The organism is Microbacterium sp. NPDC097977, from assembly GCF_040302605.1.
Classification (GTDB): domain Bacteria; phylum Actinomycetota; class Actinomycetes; order Actinomycetales; family Microbacteriaceae; genus Microbacterium.
Genome location: NZ_JBEOUR010000059.1, coordinates 1 through 21,342, shown reverse-complemented (window position 1 = coordinate 21,342; position 21,342 = coordinate 1). Strand labels below are relative to the sequence as shown.

At 67.5% G+C, this 21,342-nt stretch carries 26 protein-coding genes and 1 tRNA gene; 15 read left to right on the top strand and 12 right to left on the bottom strand.

Going from position 1 to position 21,342, the window contains the following annotated elements; translation table 11 throughout:
* Positions 1–41 precede the first annotated feature (41 nt).
* Entirely contained in the window at positions 42–329 is a 288-nt protein-coding gene (locus ABTZ43_RS13115; RefSeq protein WP_149422599.1) for a WXG100 family type VII secretion target, read from the top strand.
* Positions 330–421: 92 nt separating this feature from the next.
* Here the strand turns inward: ABTZ43_RS13115 and groL are convergent, their stop codons facing one another.
* The 4 genes from groL to ABTZ43_RS13095 all read right to left on the bottom strand — a co-directional run bounded on the left by groL (position 422) and on the right by ABTZ43_RS13095 (position 4,071).
* Positions 422–2,041 (bottom strand): chaperonin GroEL, encoded by a 1,620-nt coding sequence (gene groL, locus ABTZ43_RS13110; RefSeq protein ID WP_056420385.1) that lies wholly within the window; start codon positions 2,039–2,041, stop codon positions 422–424.
* 123 nt (positions 2,042–2,164) lie between these two features.
* On the bottom strand, positions 2,165–2,743 hold the full coding sequence (locus ABTZ43_RS13105; RefSeq protein ID WP_235564194.1) for a LytR C-terminal domain-containing protein: 579 nt from the start codon (positions 2,741–2,743) through the stop codon (positions 2,165–2,167).
* 68 nt (positions 2,744–2,811) lie between these two features.
* Positions 2,812–3,069 (bottom strand): DUF3263 domain-containing protein, encoded by a 258-nt coding sequence (locus ABTZ43_RS13100; protein ID WP_056420378.1) that lies wholly within the window; start codon positions 3,067–3,069, stop codon positions 2,812–2,814.
* 9 nt (positions 3,070–3,078) lie between these two features.
* Positions 3,079–4,071 carry a DUF2332 family protein gene (locus ABTZ43_RS13095; RefSeq protein ID WP_350539146.1) on the bottom strand — a complete coding sequence of 331 codons (993 nt, stop codon included), beginning with the start codon at positions 4,069–4,071 and terminating at the stop codon, positions 3,079–3,081.
* 68 nt (positions 4,072–4,139) lie between these two features.
* Here ABTZ43_RS13095 and msrB point away from each other — a divergent pair, with 68 nt between their 5' ends.
* Positions 4,140–4,544, top strand: a complete 405-nt coding sequence (msrB, locus tag ABTZ43_RS13090; protein ID WP_253386561.1) for a peptide-methionine (R)-S-oxide reductase MsrB — start codon at positions 4,140–4,142, stop codon at positions 4,542–4,544.
* Complete coding sequence (locus ABTZ43_RS13085) at positions 4,541–5,107, top strand: nitroreductase family protein (RefSeq protein WP_149422597.1); 567 nt, start codon at positions 4,541–4,543, stop codon at positions 5,105–5,107. Before msrB ends, ABTZ43_RS13085 begins: the two co-directional genes overlap by 4 nt.
* Position 5,108: 1 nt before the next feature.
* Here ABTZ43_RS13085 and ABTZ43_RS13080 read toward each other — a convergent pair whose 3' ends face one another.
* A complete protein-coding gene (locus ABTZ43_RS13080) occupies positions 5,109–6,050 on the bottom strand; it encodes a DMT family transporter (RefSeq protein ID WP_350539144.1) in 942 nt (313 codons plus the stop codon).
* A gap of 79 nt (positions 6,051–6,129) precedes the next feature.
* Between ABTZ43_RS13080 and ABTZ43_RS13075 the strand changes: the two genes are divergently transcribed.
* The 6 genes from ABTZ43_RS13075 (at position 6,130) to ABTZ43_RS13050 (ending at position 11,039) form a co-directional block, all read left to right on the top strand.
* Positions 6,130–6,783, top strand: a complete 654-nt coding sequence (locus ABTZ43_RS13075) for an SOS response-associated peptidase family protein (protein WP_350539143.1) — start codon at positions 6,130–6,132, stop codon at positions 6,781–6,783.
* Between the two features lie 3 nt (positions 6,784–6,786).
* A complete protein-coding gene (locus ABTZ43_RS13070; protein WP_253386563.1) occupies positions 6,787–7,173 on the top strand; it encodes an MmcQ/YjbR family DNA-binding protein in 387 nt (128 codons plus the stop codon).
* A gap of 93 nt (positions 7,174–7,266) precedes the next feature.
* The gene (locus tag ABTZ43_RS13065) at positions 7,267–8,178 is read left to right on the top strand and encodes an ABC transporter ATP-binding protein (protein ID WP_149422595.1); all 912 of its coding nucleotides are present in this window, start codon (positions 7,267–7,269) and stop codon (positions 8,176–8,178) included.
* Positions 8,175–8,984, top strand: coding sequence for an ABC transporter permease (locus ABTZ43_RS13060; protein WP_149422594.1), 810 nt, complete (start codon positions 8,175–8,177; stop codon positions 8,982–8,984). Before ABTZ43_RS13065 ends, ABTZ43_RS13060 begins: the two co-directional genes overlap by 4 nt.
* A 37-nt stretch (positions 8,985–9,021) precedes the next feature.
* Positions 9,022–10,299: a sensor histidine kinase gene (locus tag ABTZ43_RS13055; protein ID WP_350539142.1), complete on the top strand. Its 1,278-nt coding sequence runs from the start codon at positions 9,022–9,024 to the stop codon at positions 10,297–10,299.
* Positions 10,296–11,039, top strand: a complete 744-nt coding sequence (locus ABTZ43_RS13050) for a response regulator (RefSeq protein ID WP_350539141.1) — start codon at positions 10,296–10,298, stop codon at positions 11,037–11,039. The genes ABTZ43_RS13055 and ABTZ43_RS13050 overlap by 4 nt, the downstream gene beginning before the upstream one ends.
* Before the next feature lie 50 nt (positions 11,040–11,089).
* Here ABTZ43_RS13050 and ABTZ43_RS13045 read toward each other — a convergent pair whose 3' ends face one another.
* The 3 genes from ABTZ43_RS13045 to ABTZ43_RS13035 all read right to left on the bottom strand — a co-directional run bounded on the left by ABTZ43_RS13045 (position 11,090) and on the right by ABTZ43_RS13035 (position 12,596).
* Positions 11,090–12,043, bottom strand: coding sequence for an aldo/keto reductase (locus ABTZ43_RS13045; RefSeq protein WP_350539140.1), 954 nt, complete (start codon positions 12,041–12,043; stop codon positions 11,090–11,092).
* 53 nt (positions 12,044–12,096) lie between these two features.
* Positions 12,097–12,172, bottom strand: a tRNA-Thr gene (locus ABTZ43_RS13040).
* Between the two features lie 76 nt (positions 12,173–12,248).
* Positions 12,249–12,596 carry a tyrosine-type recombinase/integrase gene (locus ABTZ43_RS13035; RefSeq protein WP_350539138.1) on the bottom strand — a complete coding sequence of 116 codons (348 nt, stop codon included), beginning with the start codon at positions 12,594–12,596 and terminating at the stop codon, positions 12,249–12,251.
* Positions 12,597–12,826: 230 nt separating this feature from the next.
* On the opposite strand from ABTZ43_RS13035, the gene ABTZ43_RS13030 reads away from it, so the two are divergent.
* Positions 12,827–13,384, top strand: a complete 558-nt coding sequence (locus ABTZ43_RS13030; RefSeq protein WP_350539137.1) for a GIY-YIG nuclease family protein — start codon at positions 12,827–12,829, stop codon at positions 13,382–13,384.
* A 321-nt stretch (positions 13,385–13,705) separates the two neighbouring features.
* Here the strand turns inward: ABTZ43_RS13030 and ABTZ43_RS13025 are convergent, their stop codons facing one another.
* Entirely contained in the window at positions 13,706–14,527 is an 822-nt protein-coding gene (locus ABTZ43_RS13025) for an AbiJ-NTD4 domain-containing protein (protein WP_350539136.1), read from the bottom strand.
* Positions 14,528–14,818: 291 nt separating this feature from the next.
* On the opposite strand from ABTZ43_RS13025, the gene ABTZ43_RS13020 reads away from it, so the two are divergent.
* Complete coding sequence (locus ABTZ43_RS13020) at positions 14,819–15,379, top strand: hypothetical protein (RefSeq protein ID WP_350539135.1); 561 nt, start codon at positions 14,819–14,821, stop codon at positions 15,377–15,379.
* 113 nt (positions 15,380–15,492) lie between these two features.
* On the opposite strand, the gene ABTZ43_RS13015 is transcribed toward ABTZ43_RS13020, so the two are convergent.
* Together ABTZ43_RS13015 and ABTZ43_RS13010 are read right to left on the bottom strand one after the other, a co-directional pair.
* Complete coding sequence (locus ABTZ43_RS13015; protein WP_350539134.1) at positions 15,493–15,663, bottom strand: hypothetical protein; 171 nt, start codon at positions 15,661–15,663, stop codon at positions 15,493–15,495.
* Positions 15,664–15,827: 164 nt separating this feature from the next.
* Positions 15,828–16,601 carry a DUF6414 family protein gene (locus ABTZ43_RS13010; RefSeq protein ID WP_350539133.1) on the bottom strand — a complete coding sequence of 258 codons (774 nt, stop codon included), beginning with the start codon at positions 16,599–16,601 and terminating at the stop codon, positions 15,828–15,830.
* A 171-nt stretch (positions 16,602–16,772) separates the two neighbouring features.
* Between ABTZ43_RS13010 and ABTZ43_RS13005 the strand changes: the two genes are divergently transcribed.
* Genes ABTZ43_RS13005 through ABTZ43_RS12995 form a run of 3 tightly spaced genes read left to right on the top strand, consistent with a single transcriptional unit; the run spans position 16,773 to position 18,609 of the window.
* A complete protein-coding gene (locus ABTZ43_RS13005; RefSeq protein ID WP_350539132.1) occupies positions 16,773–17,243 on the top strand; it encodes an HNH endonuclease signature motif containing protein in 471 nt (156 codons plus the stop codon).
* A gap of 44 nt (positions 17,244–17,287) precedes the next feature.
* A complete protein-coding gene (locus ABTZ43_RS13000; RefSeq protein WP_350539131.1) occupies positions 17,288–17,980 on the top strand; it encodes a hypothetical protein in 693 nt (230 codons plus the stop codon).
* Positions 17,977–18,609, top strand: a complete 633-nt coding sequence (locus ABTZ43_RS12995; RefSeq protein ID WP_350539130.1) for a hypothetical protein — start codon at positions 17,977–17,979, stop codon at positions 18,607–18,609. Before ABTZ43_RS13000 ends, ABTZ43_RS12995 begins: the two co-directional genes overlap by 4 nt.
* A gap of 365 nt (positions 18,610–18,974) precedes the next feature.
* Here ABTZ43_RS12995 and ABTZ43_RS12990 read toward each other — a convergent pair whose 3' ends face one another.
* The gene (locus tag ABTZ43_RS12990; RefSeq protein ID WP_350539129.1) at positions 18,975–19,973 is read right to left on the bottom strand and encodes a DsbA family protein; all 999 of its coding nucleotides are present in this window, start codon (positions 19,971–19,973) and stop codon (positions 18,975–18,977) included.
* Between the two features lie 229 nt (positions 19,974–20,202).
* Between ABTZ43_RS12990 and ABTZ43_RS12985 the strand changes: the two genes are divergently transcribed.
* Positions 20,203–21,306 carry an ABC transporter ATP-binding protein gene (locus ABTZ43_RS12985; protein WP_056420343.1) on the top strand — a complete coding sequence of 368 codons (1,104 nt, stop codon included), beginning with the start codon at positions 20,203–20,205 and terminating at the stop codon, positions 21,304–21,306.
* Positions 21,307–21,342 lie beyond the last annotated feature (36 nt).

Here is a 21,342-nt window from a genome sequence, read left to right as displayed (position 1 = left end):
CGAACACACCTATCGTCGGAGACCCAACGAGAGGAGTTCCCATGTCCGTCTTCACCGTCGACACCGAAGCCGTAGGTGCGGCCCAGAGCGCCGCCATGGCCACCATGCAGCGGGTGCAGAGCGAGTCCGCCGTGCTGATGTCGCAGCTCTCCCAGCTGCAGACCAGCTGGGTCGGCACCGCGTCAGCGGCCTTCCAGTCCTGCGCCGATCAGTGGCGCGGCGCGCAGCTGCACGTCGAGCAGGCGCTCGAGTCGATCGGTCATTCGCTCGGCAGCGCCGCCACACAGTATGCAGACGCCGACCAGTACTCGGCCAGCCTGTTCCGCTGAGATCCGACCACCCCGGCGGTGGTGGGTCGCATCCCCGTCACGCAGAGACGCCCCGACCGTGAGGTCGGGGCGTCTCTGTCAGTGCGGATGGATCAGAAGTCCATGCCACCCGACGGGTCACCCATGGGAGCGGGGGACTTCTCGGGCTTGTCGGCCACGACGACCTCGGTGGTGAGGAAGAGGGCCGCGATCGATGCGGCGTTCTGCAGCGCCGAACGGGTCACCTTGGCGGGGTCGATGATGCCGGCTGCGAACAGGTCGACGTACTCGCCGGTCGCGGCGTTCAGGCCGAAGCCCGCCTCGAGCTCGGAGACCTTGTTCGCGACGACACCGGGCTCGAGGCCCGCGTTCAGCGCGATCTGCTTCAGCGGGGCCTCGATCGCGACGCGAACGATGTTCGCACCGGTCGCCTCGTCGCCCGAGAGCGACAGACCGGCGAGCGCCTTGGTGCCCGACTGGATCAGCGCGACGCCACCACCGGGGACGATGCCCTCCTCGACGGCTGCCTTCGCGTTGCGCACGGCGTCCTCGATGCGGTGCTTGCGCTCCTTGAGCTCGACCTCGGTCGCAGCTCCGGCCTTGATGACGGCGACGCCACCGGCGAGCTTCGCGAGACGCTCCTGCAGCTTCTCGCGGTCGTAGTCGCTGTCGGTGTTGTCGATCTCACGACGGATCTGCGTGACGCGACCCTCGATCTGGTCTGCCTCTCCGGCACCCTCGACGATGGTGGTCTCGTCCTTGGTGACGATGACCTTGCGAGCGCGACCCAGCAGGTCGAGCGTGGCGTTCTCGAGCTTGAGGCCGACCTCTTCGGTGATGACCTGCGCACCGGTGAGGATCGCGATGTCCTGCAGCTGCGCCTTGCGACGGTCGCCGAAGCCGGGGGCCTTGACGGCGACCGACTTGAAGATGCCCTTGAGCTTGTTCAGGACGAGGGTGGCGAGTGCCTCTCCCTCGACGTCCTCGGCGATGATGACGAGCTCCTTGCCGTCCTGGATCACCTTGTCGACGATGGGCAGAAGGTCCTTGATGTTCGAGATCTTCTGGTTCGCGATGAGGATGTAGGCGTCTTCGAAGACCGCCTCCTGGCGCTCCGGGTCCGTCACGAAGTACGGGTTCAGGTAGCCCTTGTCGAAGCGCATGCCCTCGGTGAGCTCGAGCTCGGTGCCGAAGGTCTGCGACTCCTCGACGGTGACGACGCCCTCCTTGCCGACCTTGTCGATCGCCTCGGCGATGAGCTCGCCGATCGCGGGGTCGGCGGCGGAGATCGACGCGGTGGCGGCGATCTGCTCCTTGGAGTCGATCTCCTTCGCGCTGGCGAGGAGCTCCGCGGTGATCGCGGCGACGGCCTTCTCGATACCGCGCTTGAGCGAGATCGGGTCGGCGCCGGCGGCGACGTTGCGCAGGCCCTCGCGGACGAGCGCCTGGGCGAGCACCGTGGCGGTGGTGGTTCCGTCACCCGCGACGTCGTCGGTCTTCTTGGCGACCTCCTTGACGAGCTCCGCACCGATCTTCTCGTACGGGTCGTCGAGCTCGATCTCCTTGGCGATGGAGACGCCGTCGTTGGTGATCGTGGGGGCGCCCCACTTCTTCTCGAGGACGACGTTGCGACCGCGCGGGCCGAGGGTCACCTTGACCGCGTCGGCGAGGATGTTGAGGCCGCGCTCGAGGCCGCGGCGGGCCTCCTCATCGAAAGCAATGATCTTTGCCATGAGTTTTTTCGTCCCTCCTGGACGTAGACGTTGGGTTTTAGCACTCAGAGTGAGAGAGTGCTAACGCCATTCTGGCACTCGACCCCATCGAGTGCAAGCCGCGCGGAGGGACGGATCCGAGCTCTACGGAGCGGGGGTCTCGGCGGGGGTCTCGGGCGCCGCCGAGGAACGGTCCACCCCGATGACGACCGTGAGCTGAGATCCGCCCGTGTCGTTGAGATCGGCGTAGAAATCGCTCTGCTCGACCGCGGCGCCGCCGATGAGGTTCGCGAGTCCGATGGCGGCGAGCTCGTCGCCGTCGGCGACGTAATAGACGGTCGTCGTCGCGAAGTCCTGGCTCGCGCTGTCGGTCGCGAAGACGATGTCGGCCGCCCAGCCGGTGTTGATCAGCAGTTCGCGCATCTGATCGTCGAGCCCGTCATCGGGCGAGGCGTTGAGGATCATGACGGAGTAGGCGACGTCGACGACGCCGGTCTCGACGGGAGTGGGCGTGGAGGTCGGCACCGCCTCGGGGAAGATGCTGATGCGTCCCATCACCAGGAGCGAGCCGAAGATGCCGCCGATGATGAGCACGAGCGCCGCCACGAAGGACCACAGCAGGACGACCCAGCCGTTCATCCCCGGCGCTTCGGCGCGATGCGCTCCGACACGTCCGGACGAGCGGGGGACATCGTCGAATCGATCTCGCGAGGGCTTTGACACCCCTCGATGCTAACGGCACACGCGCGCGACGCCGCATCGTGGCGCCGCGACACGGAGATCCGGAGCGGTCAGCCGACGAATCCGGGGGCCCTGCTCGCCCGCCGGAAGGAGCGTGAATCGCGGATCCGCCGCAGGCGGCGCACGAGCATCGGATCGTACTCCAGGGCCGCATCCGAATCGATCAGCCGACCGAGGAGCTGGTAGTAGCGCGCCGCGCTCATGCCCAGCTGGGTGCGGATCGTCTCCTCCTTCGCGCCGCCGTGTCGCGGCCACGCGGTCTCCAGCGCGAGGATCGCCCGATCCCGCTCACTCAGCTCTCCCAGCATGGGACCAGATTAGGTCGCCGAGGCGCCCCCGCCTGCACGCCACTCCCACCATCGGCCGAGCGGATCGGCCGCCGCCCGGACCCGTCCGTCGAGGGCGACGACGAATCCGGACCACTCCGCCGCGTCGACGGCGGGCTCCCACACGTCGAGGAGTCCCGGCGGGTCGATCGTGATCCAGCGCGCCTCGAGCGCGCGGATGCGCGCGATCAGCTCCGTGCGCGCGTCACGCGGGATGTGCACCAGCACGCCGGGCGTGGTGATCACCAGGGTGGCGTCGCGCGGTGCGTCCGCGGCGAGCGCGTCTATGCGCGCGGCCGCATCACCCGCGAAGAGCAGCGGCGGGTCGGCGGCCGCGATGTCCAGCGCGGCATCGACCCGCTCCGCCCTGCCCTGCTCCCCCGGCCACACGAGTCCCTGCAGCCAGCGCCGGTCGAGGTCCTCGCGGGCGTCGAGGGGTGCGAGATCGATCCCGGCGCGCCAGACGATGTCGGGCATCGCCAGAGCGGGGAGCGCCCCGTCCACCGTGCTCTGCAGCACGACCGTCGACGGGCCGTCCTCGGGATCCAGCGCGACCCGCAGGTCTCCCTGCGCGTCGACCACGCGGTACGAGTAGCGATCGGGGTACAGACAGAGCCCGGCCGACGCGCCCACCTCGAGAAGGGCGATCGGGCCCTGGATCTCGGTGAGCACGGGAAGGAGCGGCGCGAGACGGAGCGGTTCGTTCGTCTGCAGCCGGCGTGCGGTGCACTCGGCGACGACGGCGTCGGCGTGCGCGATCACGAAGTCGCGCCACGCCTCGGGACCCACGAGGCCGCTGCCGAGCATCCGGGTCACCGCGAACACCAGCGGCGGCTGCCGGCGGTTCTCCGGGATGCGCGCGAGGATCGCCGCGAGCCCGGCATCCACGGCGACGCTGTGCGCCCATTCGGCGTACAGCTCGCTGCGCCCCGGCGCCTCCTGTTCGGCGAAGCGCGCATAGCGCAGCTGCACGGCATCCGTCATGTTCCCATTCTCGCGTGGCGCCACGGGGTGCGGAACACGAGAGAATGGAGCAGACCCCAGGAGGACCGATGTCGTACAGCGTGGACAAGACCGAAGAAGAGTGGCGCGCCGAGCTCGGCGAGGAGCAGTACGCCGTGCTGCGTGGAGCAGCGACCGAGCGCGCATGGACGGGTGAATTGCTCGATGAGGGCCGCGCGGGCCTCTACACCTGCGGCGCCTGCAACGCCGAGCTGTTCAAGAGCGGAACCAAGTTCGACTCCGGATGCGGGTGGCCGAGCTTCTACGAGTCGATCCGCCCCGACGCGGTGGAGCTCATCGAGGACACCACTCTGGGCATGGTGCGCACCGAGGTGCGCTGCGCGAACTGCGGCTCGCACCTCGGGCATGTGTTCCCCGACGGCTTCGGCACGCCGACCGGTGACCGCTACTGCATGAACTCGATCGCCCTGAACTTCACTCCCGACGCATCGTGAGCGCGCTCGACGCCGTCCGCGCCCGGCAGTCCTGGTCGAAGGTCACCGACGAGGCCCCCTCGCGCGACGAGCTGCTGCGGCTCGTCTCCGCCGCCGGTCGCGTCGCCGACCACTCCTCGCTGCGTCCATGGCGGCTCATCGAGCTGCGCGGCGCCGACCGCGAGACCCTCGGCGCGGCGATCTCGAAGGCCGAGGGCGACAGGTCGCCGTCGTCGAAGCCGCTCCGCGCGCCGCTGCTGATCGCTGTGGTGGCCAGCTACCGCAAGAGCGAGAAGGTGCCGCGGTGGGAGCAGGAGGCCGTCGCCTCGGGTGTGGCGCACGTGCTGAGCCTGCTCCTCGACGAGGCCGGCTACGGGGTGCTCTGGCGCACCGGCCGCTACACGCGCTCCAAGGCGGTCGCGAAGGCCCACGGCGTGGGCAAGAACGAGGAGCTCCTCGGCTGGCTCTACGTCGGCGGCAAGCCCGCGGGCAAGAAGCCCGGCCGCCGCAAACCGGTCGATGCGCGTGCTCTCGTGACCCGCATGCCCAAGAGCACGAAGAAAGAGAAGAGCACGACGACGTAGTTCAGCGCCGTCGTCGTCGCGGCAGCGCGGCCGCGACCGACGCCACGGCGACGACGACCATGGCGATGAGCTGCCAGAGCGCGGGGCCCGACGCCGCGGGCCAGACCAGGTCGATGACCACCGAGGCCGTGAGCTGACCGAGCACCGACCCCAATCCCATCAGCAGCACCCCGGTGTGCGCGACGATGAACGCCCCCAGCAGGATGTAGGCCGAACCGAGGAATCCTCCCAGGTACAGCCACGGCTCCGCGGGCGGCGCCGCCGGGCCCCCTCTGAACGCGATGCTGATCCCGGCGGCGACGAGCAGGGCGATCGTGCCGGCGACGAAGCTCATCAGCGTCGCGGCGATCGGCGACTGCACCCGCTGCGCCAGTCGACCGTTGGTCGCGGCCTGCCAGGCGATGCCCACTCCCGCGGCGAAGGGCAGCAGGAGCATCCACAGCGGCGCCGTGGCGAGCACGTCTCCGCTGAGCGAGATGCCCACGGCGGCGAGCGCGAGCAGTCCGCCGACCACGCGCCCTGGCGTGACGGCGACGACGCCGGCGGGTCCGAAGCCGATGCGATCCAGCACGAGGCCGTGCAGCGTCTGGCCCGCGACCACCCCCACCGTGAACAGAGAGACCCCGAGCACCCCGGCGGTGATCCCCTGCGTCGACACGGTCAGCGCTCCGCATGCCCCGCCGAGGAGCATCCAGAACGGGATCGTGTGGTCGCGGATCCCGACGCGCAGGCGTCCCGCTCCCCGTCGTGCGGCCGGGATGCAGACGATCACGGCGATCAGTGCGGCGAGACCGACGGCGAACGAGATGAGCCCTGCGACGATGCCGTCATCGAGGCGAAGGCCGAGCACGCCGTTGATGCGCGCCTGGACGGCCGTCATGATGCCGATCGCCACCGCTCCTCCGAGTGCGACGGGCGCGGGGAGGCGGCGGGTCGGAGTCACCCGTCGACCCTAGCCGAGGGCGGATCGACGGGAACGGACGCGCGACCCGGATGTCGGCGCCCGGGCGTACCCTGGCGGCATGTGCGCGAGCTATGGACTGGATCCGCGATTCACCGACACCGAGCTCCTGGCGGCCGCCGACGAGGCTGTGCTCGACGGGCTCCGCGGCTGGGCGGAGGAGAACGCTCAGGAGACGGTGCGCCCGACCGGCCGCAACCTGCGCAATCTGAACCCGATCGTCGTCCCCTCCGAGGGCGCTCCCACCCTCGAACCGGGGTGGTGGGGATTCCTCGTCGGCGGCGAGCCCTCCAAGTTCCCCTCCATCAACACCCGGTCCGAGCGGCTGCGCGAGCGACCGGGCGGCCTCAGGAACCGAGCCCTGGTGCCTGCGACCAGCTGGTACGAGATGAAGAAGCCCGAACGGGTGTGGCACGAGTTCGGGCTCGACGACGGCGCGCTCTTCGGCATGGCAGCGGTGACCCAGCAGGGGCGCACGGCCGACGGCCGGTCGTTCACCTGCTACTCGATCGTGATGCGCCCCGCCCCCGATCATCTCGCCGATGTGCACGACCGGATGCCGCTGCTGATCCCCGCCTCCCTGAGCGGTGACTGGCTCACCGCTGAGCCGGGCGGTGAGATCCTCGATGAGGCGCTGCTCGCCGCGGCCTCCCTCGACCATCGGGTGCGGGTCGCACCCCGCCGCGACGACAAAGGCACGGATCGGCTGTTCTGAGCCATGGACCCCGCACAGCTGATCGCCGTCGCCGCAGCCCGCGCCGACGAACTGCCGGGTTCCGTGCGCGAGAATCCGTTCGGCCCCGAGTGGGACGTCTACAAGGTGCGAGGGAGGGTCTTCCTGCTGGCGCCCCTCGACGGCACAGGGCGGGTCACGCTCAAGTCCCACCCCGAAGACGCCATCGCTCTGCGAGAGTCGTTCGCGGACATCGTCCCCGGGTACCACATGAACAAGAAGCACTGGATCACGCTGGTCGCCGGCGGCGGTTCGCTCGAGGAGGAACTGGTGCGAGAGCTCGTCACCGAGTCGTACCTGCTGGTGGTCGAGAAGCTGCCGAGGGCTCAGCGCCCCGTCGATCCGCAGCTCTTCGGCAGGCCCGCCCCCTGACGGCCGCATCCTCCGTGAGGATGACCTGCTCGCCGACGGATCGGTACCCCGGGAGGACGCGCACCCCCTGTCACGCTCGGTAGCGTCGACGACATGATCACAGCAGAAGGCCTCACGAAGAGATTCGGAGACAAGACCGCCGTCCAGGACGTGTCGTTCACGGTGCAGCCGGGAACGGTCACCGGGTTCCTCGGTCCGAACGGCGCCGGCAAGTCCACGACGATGCGCTTGATCGTCGGCCTCGACCGGCCGACCTCGGGCACCGCGACCGTCGCAGGACGCGAGTACCGCAAGCTGCGGGCCCCGCTCACCGAGGTGGGCGTGCTGCTCGACGCGAAGGCCGTGCACACCGGCCGCAGTGCCCGCGATCACCTGCGGGCGATGGCGGCCACCCACGGCATCCCCACGTCCCGCGTCGACGAGGTCATCGACCTCGCCGGCATCGCTCCCGTCTCCCGCAAGCGCGCGGGCAAGTTCTCGCTCGGCATGGGCCAGCGGCTCGGGATCGCCTCGGCGCTGCTCGGCGACCCGCACACGCTCATCCTCGACGAGCCGGTGAACGGTCTCGACCCCGAAGGTGTGCGCTGGGTACGCCAGTTCGTGCGCCACGCGGCATCGGAGGGACGCACGGTGCTGCTCTCCAGCCACCTGATGAGCGAGATGGCGCAGACCGCCGATCACGTGATCGTGATGGGCCGGGGCAAGGTCCTCGCCGATGCTCCGCTCGAGGAGCTGGTGCGCGCCTGGACGACCAACACGGTGCGGGTCCGCACCCCCCGCGCCACCGATCTGGCAGCGGCCGTCGGCGGCCCGTCGGTCGAGATCGTGAGCGCCGCTCCCGACGTGCTCGACATCGTCGGTCTGCCCGCCGCACGCATCGGCGATCTCGCGGCGGAGCGCGGCATCCCCCTGCACGAACTCACCCCGACCACGGGCTCGCTCGAAGACGCCTACCTCGCCCTCACCGGCGAATCGGTCGAGTACCGCACCAAGGAGATCTCATGACCGTTCAGGCAGCCCCTCCCGTCACCCGGCGCGTCGAGTCCGCACACCGCCTCACGTTCGTGCGGGCGATCCGCGGCGAGTGGATCAAGCTCTCCACGCTCCGCTCCACCTGGTGGTCGATCGGCATCGCGGCCCTGCTCACGATCGGCATCGCCGTGCTCATCGCGCAGGCGATCGACCTGCCGGGATTCGAGCCGATCCAGGCCGTCGTCATGCCGATCCAGTTCACGATGCTGCTCGCCGGCATCCTCGGTGCGATCTCGGTGACCGGGGAGTACTCGACCGGCATGATCCGGTCGACCCTGGCCGCGAACCCGAAGCGGGGATCGATGCTGGCCGCCAAGGCCGTCGTCGTCGGCGTGTTCATGTTCGTGTCGTCGCTGGTGATCTTCGGCGCCGCCGCCGTCGCGGTGTCGGTCGTCGTCGCGTCTCGTGATCAGAGCATCGACTGGTCCGACCCCGCCGCGTCGATCCTGCCCATCGTCGTCTCGTCGCTGGCCATGTCGGTGTTCGCACTGATCGGCGTCGCGTTCGGCTTCCTCCTGCGTTCGGGCGCCGGTGCGATCGCCGCCACCGTCGGAGTGCTGTTCGTGCTGCCGATCGTCGCGAGCTTCTTCGCCGTGGCGGGCGAGGCCTGGGCCTGGGTGACGGATGCCTCGAACTACCTGCCCGTAGCGGCGGCGCAGAGCGCCATCCTGCCGGAGAACGCCGCCCTCGAAGGCCCGGTCGCGTATCTGACGCTGGCCGCATGGGTCGTCGCGGGGATGCTCGCCGCCTGGACCGTGCTGCGCACCCGCGACGCGTGAGCCGACGCCCCGCGCCGCACCCGCGTAGAGTCGCCCGGTGAGCAGACCGCGCAGCCGCAGCACCTCGGTCCGTGAGGACGAGGCGCTGCGGCTGCCGCGTCCCCCCGGGGTGCTGCGGCGGTTCTGGGCCCGGCATCCGGTGGTCGCCGACGTCCTGATCGTCGTCGTCTGCGCGCTGCTCTCGATCGTCCCGGCCGGCATCATCACCCGCGACCTGCCGATGCCGCTCGCTCTCGGCGTCTCGATCGCGGTGCCCGTCGGCGTCGTCGCCGTCTGTGCGACGCTGCTGTGGCGCCGGCGTCGGCCGTGGGTGCCGTTCATCGCGACGTTCGCGCTCGAGACGGCGCTCCTCTTCGCGCTCCAGCCGATCGGGTCGCCGCTGCTGCTCGTGACCAGCTACTCGCTCGCGGTGTATCGGTCGTCGAAAGCAGCATGGGTCGGCCTGGGGCTCGGGCTCGCCTCGCTGGCGGCCGTATCCGGCATCCTCGTGCTCACGGGCATGATCACCCTGCAGATCGCGATGAACGCCGTCGTGGGATCTCTCGTGCTCGGCCTGATCGGCACCCTGATCGGGGTCAATGTCGGCGGTCGCAAGCGCTACCTCGCCGCGGTGATCGACCGATCGCGTCAGCTTCTCGTCGAACGCGATCAGCAGGCCCAGCTCGCTGCGGCCGACGAGCGCGCACGCATCGCCCGCGAGATGCACGACATCGTCTCGCATTCGCTCACCGTGATCGTCGCCCTGTCGGAGGGCGCGGCCGCGACTCCCGATTCCGCACAGGCCAAGGCCGCGGCCCAGGCGTCGGCGGAGACGGCCAGGAGCGCGCTCACAGAGATGCGCGCGATGCTCGGCGTGCTCCGCGCCGACGACTCCCCGCTGCCGCTCGCACCCCTCGCGCCGACGCCGCCCCAGGAGACCGTGGCCCAGGCGCAGCGCGCCGGCTACCCCGTGACGCTCTCGGTCAGCGGCGGCGGCGAGCTCCCTCCGGCGGTCGCCCACGCGGTCGGCCGCATCGTGCAGGAGGGCGTCACGAACGCCATGCGGCACGCGCCGGGCGCGACGTCGATCTCAGTACGACTGATCCATGCGCCCGGGAGCGTAACGGTGGAGATCGTCAACGACGGCGTGACCGCGGCCGTCGACTCCTCCGACCGCCCCTCGGGTTTCGGGCTGCGCGGACTCGCCGAGCGTGCCGCGCACGCCGGAGGAGAGATCACCTCGCAGGCGGCGGGCGGGGGACGATGGCTGCTCCGTGCCGGGCTTCCCGCCCACTCCCCCGACCCCGTCGCACTCGAACCGAAGGATCTGCCATGACCCCTCCGATCTCGATCCTCCTCGTCGACGATCAGCAGCTCATCAGACTGGGGTTCCGCATGGTGCTCGACGCCGAGGAGGACCTGGTCGTGGTCGGCGAGGCCGCAGACGGCCATGCCGCGATCGCGCAGGCGGCGGCGCTCCGTCCGGACCTCGTGCTGATGGACATCCGCATGCCGGGGCTCGACGGCATCGCCGCCACCGAGGCGATCGTGCGCGACCACCCCGACACCCGCGTGCTCGTGCTCACCACCTTCGATCTCGACGAGTACGCGTTCGGCGCGATCCGCGCGGGCGCGAGCGGATTCCTGCTGAAGGATGCGCAGCGTCACGAGATGATCGCCGCCGTCCGCGCAGTGCATCGCGGCGATGCCGTTCTCGCACCGCGGGTGACCCGGATGCTGCTGGAGCACGTCGCGCCGACCCTGGAGGCGTCCGAGACCGCATCGTCCGCCAGCGCGTCGTCCACCAGCACGTCATCCACCGCCGCGCCCTCATCGACCGCATCACGCGACGATGCCCTCGCCGAGCTCACCGACCGCGAGCGCGACGTGTTCCTCGAGATCGCGCGAGGTCTCACCAACGCGGAGATCGCCCAGACCCTGTACGTCAGCGAGTCGACGGTGAAGACCCACGTGGGCCGGATCCTCGCGAAGCTCGACGCGCGCGACCGCATCCACCTGGTGATCCTCGCCCACCGCCTCGGCCTCACCGACGACGGCGCCCTGCCTTCCGACTGAGCGTCGGGAGACAGGGCGCCGGGCCGCCCGTCGGTGCGGGCAGGCGGACGTCAGGAGGCGGTCGGCGTCCAGGCCGAGACCCGGTCGAGGGCAGCGACCTCGTCGCTCGTCAGCTCGAGTCGCGCGCCGGCGAGGAGGTCGGGCACCTGCTCGACGGTGCGCGCGCTGGCGATGGGCGCCACGACCGTGGGCTGGGCCCGCAGCCAGGCCAGCGCGGTCGCGGCGATCGATGCGTCGTGGGCGGCACCGATCTCCTCGAGGGCGTCGATCACCTTCAGCCCCGCCTCGGTCGCGTACTTGGCCGCACCGGATGCCCGCGGCGAGGTCTGACCCTCGGTGTCGGCCGACCGGTACTTGCCGGTCAGGAAGCCGCTCGCGAGCGAGTAGTACGGCACCAGGCCGAGTCCGAACTCCTGGGCGACCGGGATGATCGTCTCCTCGACGTCGTTGCGGTGCACGAGGTTGTAGTGCGGCTGCACGGCGACGGGCAGGGCGACGCCCGTCCGGCGCGCGATGTCGACCCACTCGCGGATGCGCTCGGCACTGTAGTTCGAGACGGCGACGTTGCGCACGAGGCCGTCGGAGACGAGCTGCCCGAAGGCGCCGACGGTCTCCTCCAGCGGAACCGTCTCGTCGTCGAAGTGCGCGTAGTAGAGGTCGATCGTGTCGACCCCGAGGCGGCCCAGCGATGCTTCGGCGGCCCTGCGGACGTTCGAGGCCGCGAGTCCTGGGAACTCCGGGTGCTGGCTCACCTTGGTGGCGACGACCACGCCCTCGGGCTTGCGAGAGGCCAGCCACTCGCCGATGATCGTCTCGCTCTCGCCGCCCGAGTTGCCCGGCACCCACGCGCTGTACGCGTCGGCGGTGTCGATGAAGTCGCCTCCCCCGTCGACGAACGCGTCGAGCACGGCGAAGGAGGCGTCGCGGTCGGCGGTCCAGCCGAACACGTTGCCGCCGAGCGAGAGGGGGAAGACGTCGAGGTCACTGTTTCCGATACGGGTCATACCCGGGACAACCCGCGCGCTGCGCGCAGTATTTCCCGAAAGCTCCCCGGAGATGGTGCCGACTACAGGACTCGAACCTGCAACCCCCGTATTACAAGTACGGTGCGCTACCAATTGCGCCAAGTCGGCGAGCCGCGGAATTCCGCGGATCTTGCTGGGCCTGATTGAGTTCGGTGGTTGCCGACCCCGCACTTACCCCGCACATTCAATGAGATCGAATGTGCATCAACGAGTCTAGGGCGTCCGCTGCCCGACGTCCGCCCACCGTCTTCGACATGTAGGCATTCATGGTGAGCGACGGGTTCGCGTGGCCGAGGTACTCCGCGATGTCGCGCGCCGAGAGGCCCGCCTGATCCAGAGCCGTGGCGACGGTCTTCCTGAACGAGTGGAACGTGTAGTCCCCGAGACCAAGGCGCTCGCGCGCAGCCTGCCACTCACCGGACGTGTTGCGGCGATCGCGGCGCTTCCCGAGCGGCGTCGGGAACAGAGGGATTCTCCCCATATCCGGGGAAAAGCCCCGGCGCGCGAGCATCGTCGCGACCGCGGCCAGCACGGTGCCACGCTACCGCAGATAATGAGCGAAGAGGCGCCGACGACGTGCGCGGGCGGACGTCATCGGCGTCTGAGTGACGGCACCTGCTTGTTCTGCACGGATCGGTTGGCGCCTTGAGCAGCGGGGATGAGCCTCTCGGACTCCTCGACGACACGTGTCGTCAGCGGCCGAAGCAAATCAGCCACTTCGATGGCCCTCGAACATCAGCAGGACTACAGAAAGGTGAATCCATGGTGACGTGCACTCTGATCCAGACCAGCGGTTTCCCCTGCACGAACGAGTCCGACCCGGCGTCGTTCTTCGACATCTGCTCCACCCCCTGGGCGCAGATCATCGAAGACCACAAGGGCGTCAACGCGGAGGCACATACCCTCGCAGAGGTCGCCTGTCCCACCTGCCGCAGGACAATCCTCACCGGGCCTGGGGTCCCGGCCGCATGCTCGAACCCGTACTGCTGGGAAGACGCATGGTGGAACAAACCCGCGCCCGACGTCGACACTGCAACGCGTAAGGGGACCGACTGGGTGTACTATATCCGATTCGGTGACCGCATCAAGATCGGCACCTCCAGCAGCATCAAGGGGCGACTCTCGACCCTCCCGCATGACGAGATCCTCGCACTCGAACCGGGCGGACGCTCCCTGGAGCGTGAGAGATGCCGCGAGTTCTCCGCGCTGCGAATCGACGGGCAGCGCGCGTGGTTCCAGGACACGCCCGCGCTCCGAACGCACGCTGACCGCCTCCGAGCGGAACACGGAGAGCCCAACCAGTTGGTGAGGGCTCCATGATGCGTATGGCGCCCTGGCTTCCGATGAATGCAGCCGCTATCCTCACGGGACGGTCGAAGCGCACAATCCGTCGGTGGCTCGCCGACCCAGACCTCAAGATCAACACCGAGGACCACGATGGCGTCCGCGTCATCAACACTCAAGATCTTCTTCGGGTCGAGAGATGGAAGCACGCCTATACGATCGCCCCGACATTCGGTAGAAAAACTTCTGCGAAAGTTTGAATGTGTCCAATGTGGCCGGGGTACTGTGAAAAAGTCGGCACACTGTCGCACGAAGCCCCGGCCCTCACCACGAGGACACCGGGGCTTCGTCGCTGCTTTACTTCTTCGTCACAGAGGCCACCTTGGCCAGCAGGTTCACGAAGGCGGAACAGGTGACGAGGAGGTAGACGGCCATGGCCGCATCCACCTCTTCGCCGTTGATGTTCGCGTGACGGATCCCGCCCGCATCGCTGGTGTATCCATACATCGCGCTCCATGCTCGGAGGATGGCAGGGTGCACAGGGAGTCCCCGTTTTCCCAGCTCTTTGACGCCGTCGCCGAGGGTCTTCTTACCGGTGAGGTCATGCACGGCCGCTTCCACGGCGAGCACCGCCTCACCGGCTACCTTCGCGTACTGAGGATTCTGCCGATCAGCCAGCAGAGACACGGCGCGCTCAAGGTGAGTCCGCGCAGCGTTCGACGAAGAGTCGATTGCCTTCTCGATCTCCGACGCGCTTTGATCGTCATCGACCGCGGCGAGCTCAGATCCGATGAAGCGATACCCGATCAGCCCCTTCGCCAGGATCTCGTTCGCAAGCCTCCGATACTCGTCGCCGGACTCCTCCCCGAGGTTTGCGTTGAGCACATCGCCGAAACCCTCAACCACCTCGAGCGCCGAAACCCAATCCGCATCAAGAACTGTCTTTTTGAGGCGCACCTCCGTCATCGTCCAGGAGTACTCGTCGCTTGGGCGCTCCAGGGTGGTCGCCCAGAGACTCTTCATCACAGATTCGGCTCTCAACCGTTGGTTGTGGAGCAGGCTGCTCTCGATCCTGTGCATGAGGTTCCAGAGAGCGACGCGCGTCGAATCGTCGACAGAATCTGTCTGTACAACCTCGCGTACGGGCCTTTGCCCAATGCGCTGTCCAAAGTTCACCATCGAACGCCTCCCTGCAGGTCGCGACGGCTCAAACGTACCGCGCCTTCCGACGCATCCCGAACGGGGCGAAGAGCGCGTGCTGAGGCGGCGCTGCTCGCTGGCCCTGACGTCCGCTGGATCTACCGGGCGATCGACGCCGGCCGCCTCGCCACCAGGGCCCGCCCTGACGGCGTGGCAGTCGTTCTATCAGCGGCTATTCTCCGCATCGAGCCGCCAGTGCGGCGTGGACGCCCTCCCGGAAGCGCATCCACGAGTCGCTAGCCTTGGAGAATGTGGCCATACTCGAGCACCATGATCTCTCTCTCAGCTGCGACGCCGGAGTCTGACGTCACCAAGACTTGGGAAGGGGTGGTAGTCACTGGCATCATCGGAATCGTCGCGGTCCTCATCACCGCGCTCGTAAGCCTTGTTGCGGTAGTTCTTCAAGCCCGCCGCACTCATTCAGCATGGTTGCGGGACAAGAGGCTCGATTTCTACTCTGATGTTCTCGCGGTTGTTGACGACCTCGAGGAGACGATGGACCAGACCCTCAAACTCGCCGAGGAGCTCCGGCGACTCGATGCCGGAGACACAACCCAACGGGGACGAATCGACACGGAGCAGAAGGCGATCACCGCTCGCGTTAGAGCCGAGGATGCGTCAGACCTTTCTCGTAGAGCGGACATCCTCGCGCCGGAGAGGGTGAAGAAAGCCCTGGCCGTGGCGCTGGCGGAGGTAACCGCACCCGGCACACTCGCGATTCTCGGTGCCGATGAGATCGCTGCCGGGCGCATGAATTGGCAAAAGCGGATGGGCGCTAAGCGCGACGACTTGGTTGATTCGATGCGTTCTTCGCTCGAGACCCGCGGGTGAGCGTGCATTATGTTCCGAAACCCGCAACGATAGAACGTAGATGGTGGACAAGTCCGCCCAGACAGAAGCCCCGGCCCTCGACACGAGGACACCGGGGCTTCTGTCGTTCAGGATCAGCTCTCTGTAACGCGTTCGATCGTGAGAACGTCGCTCGCGAGCACCGTGAGCACGTCCTCGCCTCGGTCATCTCGGAACCAGAAGTAACCGCTCGCGAGCTGATAGGTCTCGGCCTCCACGGTCTTGTCGTTCTCCGGCAGGTTCGTCTCGAGCTTGAACTTCGCCATGCTGTACCCCTTTCGTCGGCGGACCCTGCGTCCCCCACAACCCCATTCTTCTCGCTGCCGCCGACACTCGGCATGACCCCGCGTTCAGCGACGCATCCCGCACAGGGCAAGAGGCCCGAAGCCCCGGCCCTCACACGAGGACATCGGGGCTTCGCTCATTCCTCCTACTGGTAGATCGCGAGGACTTTGAGATGAAGCGCCGGCCCCTCCAGCCACATCATCTCTGATCCCGGCGGTGGCCCCTTTCGTTCCAGCTCCCGGCGCTGTTCTCGAGGTAGCTGGGAGTAGACGGGGATTCCTGGCAGGGGTTTCCATGTTCCTGCACCCCAGGACGTCACCAACTTGCCTACGACGTGGGCGAAGCCCTCCGCTTCGACGTCATCTGGAACCTGCGCTACGAATCTGACATCGTCCGGCGTGTCACCAAGCAAGATCGTGACGCCCTTCATCGCTGCGCTGAATTCCGCCATAGCGTCGAAGGTTCCGTCCTCGAACTGTTCGAACCCAGTTGGCTTACCCGTGAGCTTGCCGATCGCTTTCACGAGGGGGAGCATGCCGAGGATTCCCGTTGAGTTAGAAAGCTGCGACACGTCGGATCGATAGACCTCAGCCGCCAGCTCGACGATGTGCCCTGTGCGCAGCCGCCCCACCTGATCGGGATCTGCCTCTAGGTCATACCATCCGAACTGCTCGTTGTCACCCTCCACGAGCGACAACAGGCGTTCGAATCGGGCCGGACCGTCGTCTTCGTAATCCTGAGACTCAGCATCCGTCGCTGTCCGCCCGATACCGAAGTTGGCGATCTTGGCGTCGATCGCCAGCTTCTTTTCCTTGTCCAACGAAGCCGAGCGAGAGCTGGCCTTTCGCAGCCCGTCTTCGACCTGGCTGATGTACTGACGCAACTGCGAGTCGTCCAGATACAAGAAATTGCGGAGCATTGCATCCTCCTCTCTAACCCAAGCTGCCTTAGCTCGATTCACCCGAATCATGCCAGACCGCGTTGACATCGGCCACTATGTCCGCTTCGGTCAGCGCATCCCGCATAGATCAAGAAAAAGCTCCCGCGTAGCTGCGAACTACCGGGAGCGCGACCGACTTTCGAGGCGTCGATGATGGAACCATACCTGGCGACCGTACTGGCACGCCTTTGCCGCGCTCGCACAGTGGACGAGAACGATTGCTGGATCTGGCAGAAGTCGCTCCAGAAAGACGGCTACGGGCAGATCAGCGTCCGAGGACGTATGAAGCTCGCACACCGTGTCAGCTACGAGCTCCATGTCGGCCCCATCTCTGCGGGCCTTGAACTCGATCACACCTGCCGAGTCCGGTCCTGTGTGAATCCCCAACACCTAGAGCCGGTTACCTCCGTCGTCAACACGCACCGAGGGCTCGACGCGATCGGCTGGCGACGCGGAGGTGGCGCCTGCCGCCGCGGACACGAACGCACGCCGGACAACTGCTACACCGATTCCCGCGGCAAGCTCCAGTGCAGACCGTGCCAGCGTCTCAACCAAGCCAGGAAGTACAAGCGCCGCGCGGACCTCGGTGTCCCACAGCGAAAAGCGACACCGACCAGCTGATAGTCGCACTCACGGGTAAGAGACCCGAGTCGAGGTGAACCACCATGGCGATCTCCGAAGACCAGAAGGCCGAAGTCCTCGCACTCCACGCCCAAGGCCACGCCCGAAACGAGATCGCCCGCCGCATCGGCATCGCCGCCGGATCCGTCACCAACATCTGCCGCGCCGAGGGCCGGACCTTTGACCGGTCAGAGACCAAACAGGCGACCGAGGCTCGTGCCGTGGATCTGGCGGCGGGGCGTATCCGTCTGGCGGAGAAGATGCTCGCGGCGTCCGAGAGCATGCTCGATGTGATCGACGGCCCGTACGAGGTGTACAACTTCGGCGGTAAGGACAACACGTTCGAGTCGCGGGTGCTGGGTTCGGCACCGGTCGAGGTGCGTCGGAACATCATTACGACGCCCGGCATCACGTTCGACAAGCTGACTCGCATCGTAGAGAAGTCGGACGCCGGCCTCGAGCAGGCTGTCGGCGTTCTCGACACGCTCGCCGAGGGATTCCGGGCAGCAGCGAGGGTCCTGTCGTGTTCAAGCAGGGGCGCCCGAACGACTACTACCCGGCCGACCTCGACACCTGGCACCGGAGAGGCTGTCGTGGTAATCCGGGAGGAGTGTCTGGTCGAGCTTGCGGAGTACCTTCTCGCCGTGACAGCTAACTCATACAACTCCAAAGAGCAGGGGACTCTGATCGCCCGCACGTCGCCCATCATCCGGTCGCACGCTAGGTTGAGCGCATGAATGTGGCCATCCTTAATCGCACCGCAGCGGCGCACCTCGTAGCGACCAGGAAGCTGCCTGATGACTTGTCGTTGACGGAGTACGGGGACCTCGTCGACATGATCAGAGCTTTGCATCGCGGGGCAAACTGGGCGATCGATCCGCTCATGTTCGATACGGTTGTAGCTCCACGTCTGCCCGAGGCAAGATTGGTCCGCGCGCAGTATGGTTCCGATTGGGTTTTGATCCTGTCGATCTCTGGGGGGATCACCGGCGTCCTCTTGTCGCTCGCGAAGGTAGTCCGCGAGATGACAGAGTCCGCGAACCTTCAGCTGTCGATGGGCGGGATCCACACTGCGGAGGTTCGTGAGCGCAACGCGAACGCGGAGAAGACCGAAGCCGAGACTGAGTTGCTCCGCGTGCAGATTGAGGAACGTCGCCGGGCGCTTGAGACGCACGACCTGGACAGAGAGTTGCGGGCGGCTCTGTCCAAGGCGCTCGCAGATCACGGACTCGAAGCTGCCGCCTCACGTCTGGAGCCGTTTAAAGGCCCCGGCGCAGTCGCATCTAACGGTATCTCGCGAGCACTCATTCGTGCGATCAGAAACCTGTCAATCTACGACATACAGCTGTCGATCGAAGAGGAGTGAGCCTCCGGCGTCGACGCTAAGACGAGCTGGGCCTGTTGAGGCCCACTTACTCCGCCGCATGTTTTGTAGCGAGGACAGGGCCGCGCCGCGCCACGGGGTGTTGATCCATCGGATCAGCATGCGCCCGACGGACCCCCAACACCGCGCCCCTCGGACAACCCCGCACTTACCCCGCAGATTCATCGAGGCTTGCTGATCACGCTTGATAGCGCGTACTAACGGGGGTACTGGGCACGAAGCCTAGTCGATGCCCCGCGATAACCCATGAGATCGCCGCAGTCGGAATTACAAGTACGGTGCGCTACCAATTGCGCCAAGTCGGCGGGCGTCCCCCAGCTTAGCGAGGGACGATGATCAGCGACGACCTACGACGCGGGAGTCTCGCTGGGCGCAGGCTCCGTGGTCTCGGTCGGAGTCGGGGTCGCTGAGGGAGACGTCGACGGCGACGGGGTCTCGGTCGCGTAGTAGGCGTCGCTGGCGACGGTCAGCACGAACTGCGAGAACTCGCTCGGGTCGTCGAGAGCCCCCACATAGGCCTCGCCGTTGACCACGATCATCGGCGCCGCGGTGAGCACCAGATCGTCCGATCCGACGAGCGGACCCTCAAGAGCGCGTGACGTGGCCTCCTTGGCCCAGGTCACGTAGTCCTGGTCCTCTATGCAGGAGCGGACGCTCTTCACGTTGTCGGATCCGACCGCACCGGCGATGTCGGCGAGCTGCGCGTCGGAGAACCCGTCGGTGTTCACCTCGGGCTGGTCGTCGAGCAGGTCGTGGTTGAAGGCGTAGAACTGCGCAGGCGAGTGCGTGGCGACGCAGGCCGCGGCGGCCGCGGAGCGCAGCGAGTACTTCGTGCCGTTCGAGCTCGCGGTCAGCAACGCGACCGGGTGGTAGGTGACGGTGGCGGCGCCCTCGGAGATCCAGTTCACGAGCTGGCGGGCGTTGGCCTGCTCGAACTCGCCGGCATCCGGAGAGAGGTAGTCGACGTAGATGTGGATGTCGACCGTGCTCGAGGTCGTCGGCGCGGGGGCGGGGGCAGGGGCGGTCTCGCCACCGGCACCGGTGTCATCCGGGTCCGGAGCGGCGGATGCCTCTGCCGAGGCGGCGGTCGCACTGATGTCGGAGACGAGGATGCCGTCGTGGTCCATCCCGGCGGGCGTCAGCTGCGGCTTCGAGACCTGCGCCGACACCGCGAGGGTGATCGCGGTGCCGATGGCACCCACGGCGACCACGGCGACGGCACCGAGGATGATCCGTCGCATCACGCGCGCCCTCGACTGCTGGGCGTGCACCTTCTGTGCCTTCTCCCGCACGGCCTCACGCGAATTGCGAGGGCTGGGGACGTTCGGCGTCTCGTCGCTCGACATCGTTCCTCTAGACAGTCTCAGGGGGGCAGGGTGGCCCCGGACGCCACTCGGGCGGCGAACGCCGCGGTAGGCGGCCGAGATCGATGCTAACCAGCCAGGCTGAGAAATACCCAGATGGACGCCGGTCTGCCATACTGATCCCGACCCGATGAGGGGTCACGGTGGAGTTCTCCACCGCTCTATCACTACGGATCGTCCGGCACGTACCTGCCGGTGAAGGAGAAACACAATGGCATCTGTGACTTTCGACGAGGCCACCCGCCTCTACCCGGGCGGAACCCGCCCGGCTGTCGACAAGCTCAACCTCGAGGTCGCTGACGGCGAGTTCCTCGTCCTCGTCGGACCCTCCGGCTGCGGAAAGTCCACCTCGCTGCGCATGCTCGCCGGCCTCGAAGAGGTCAACGCCGGCCGCATCCTCATCGGCGACCGCGACGTCACCGACGTCCCGCCGAAGGACCGCGACATCGCGATGGTGTTCCAGAACTACGCGCTGTACCCGCACATGACCGTCGCCGAGAACATGGGCTTCGCGCTCAAGATCGCCGGCGTCGGCAAGGAGGAGCGCGCCACCCGCGTCCTCGAGGCCGCGAAGCTCCTCGACCTCGAGGAGTACCTGACCCGCAAGCCGAAGGCCCTCTCCGGTGGTCAGCGTCAGCGTGTCGCGATGGGTCGCGCGATCGTGCGTCAGCCCCAGGTCTTCCTCATGGACGAGCCGCTGTCGAACCTCGACGCCAAGCTCCGCGTCCAGACGCGTACGCAGATCGCGTCGCTGCAGCGTCGCCTCGGCGTCACCACGGTCTACGTCACGCACGACCAGACCGAGGCGCTCACGATGGGCGACCGCATCGCCGTGCTGAAGGACGGACTGCTCCAGCAGGTCGGTTCGCCGCGCGACCTGTACGAGAAGCCCGAGAACGTCTTCGTCGCCGGCTTCATCGGCTCCCCCGCCATGAACCTGTTCTCGGCCGATCTCGCTGAGGGCGGCATCCGCTTCGGCACCGAGGTCGTCCCGCTCGACCGCGACACGGTCGGCCGCGCCAACGGCTCGCAGGTCACGGTGGGCGTCCGCCCCGAGGACATCACGGTCGGCCCGGCCGACGGCAAGGGCCTCTCGGTCGTCGTCGACCTGGTCGAGGAGCTCGGCGCCGACGGATACCTCTACGGCCACACCGAGATCAACGGCAAGCGCGCCGACCTCGTCGCTCGCGTCGACGGTCGCAGCCACCCGAACGCAGGAGAGACCGTCACCCTCGCCGCGAACGCGGGCCACGTGCACGCGTTCGACATCGAGTCGGGTGTCCGCCTGAACGACAAGCCGATCGTCTCCGCCTGATCGGATCCACGGACGCGGCGCGGGCTGACTTCGGTC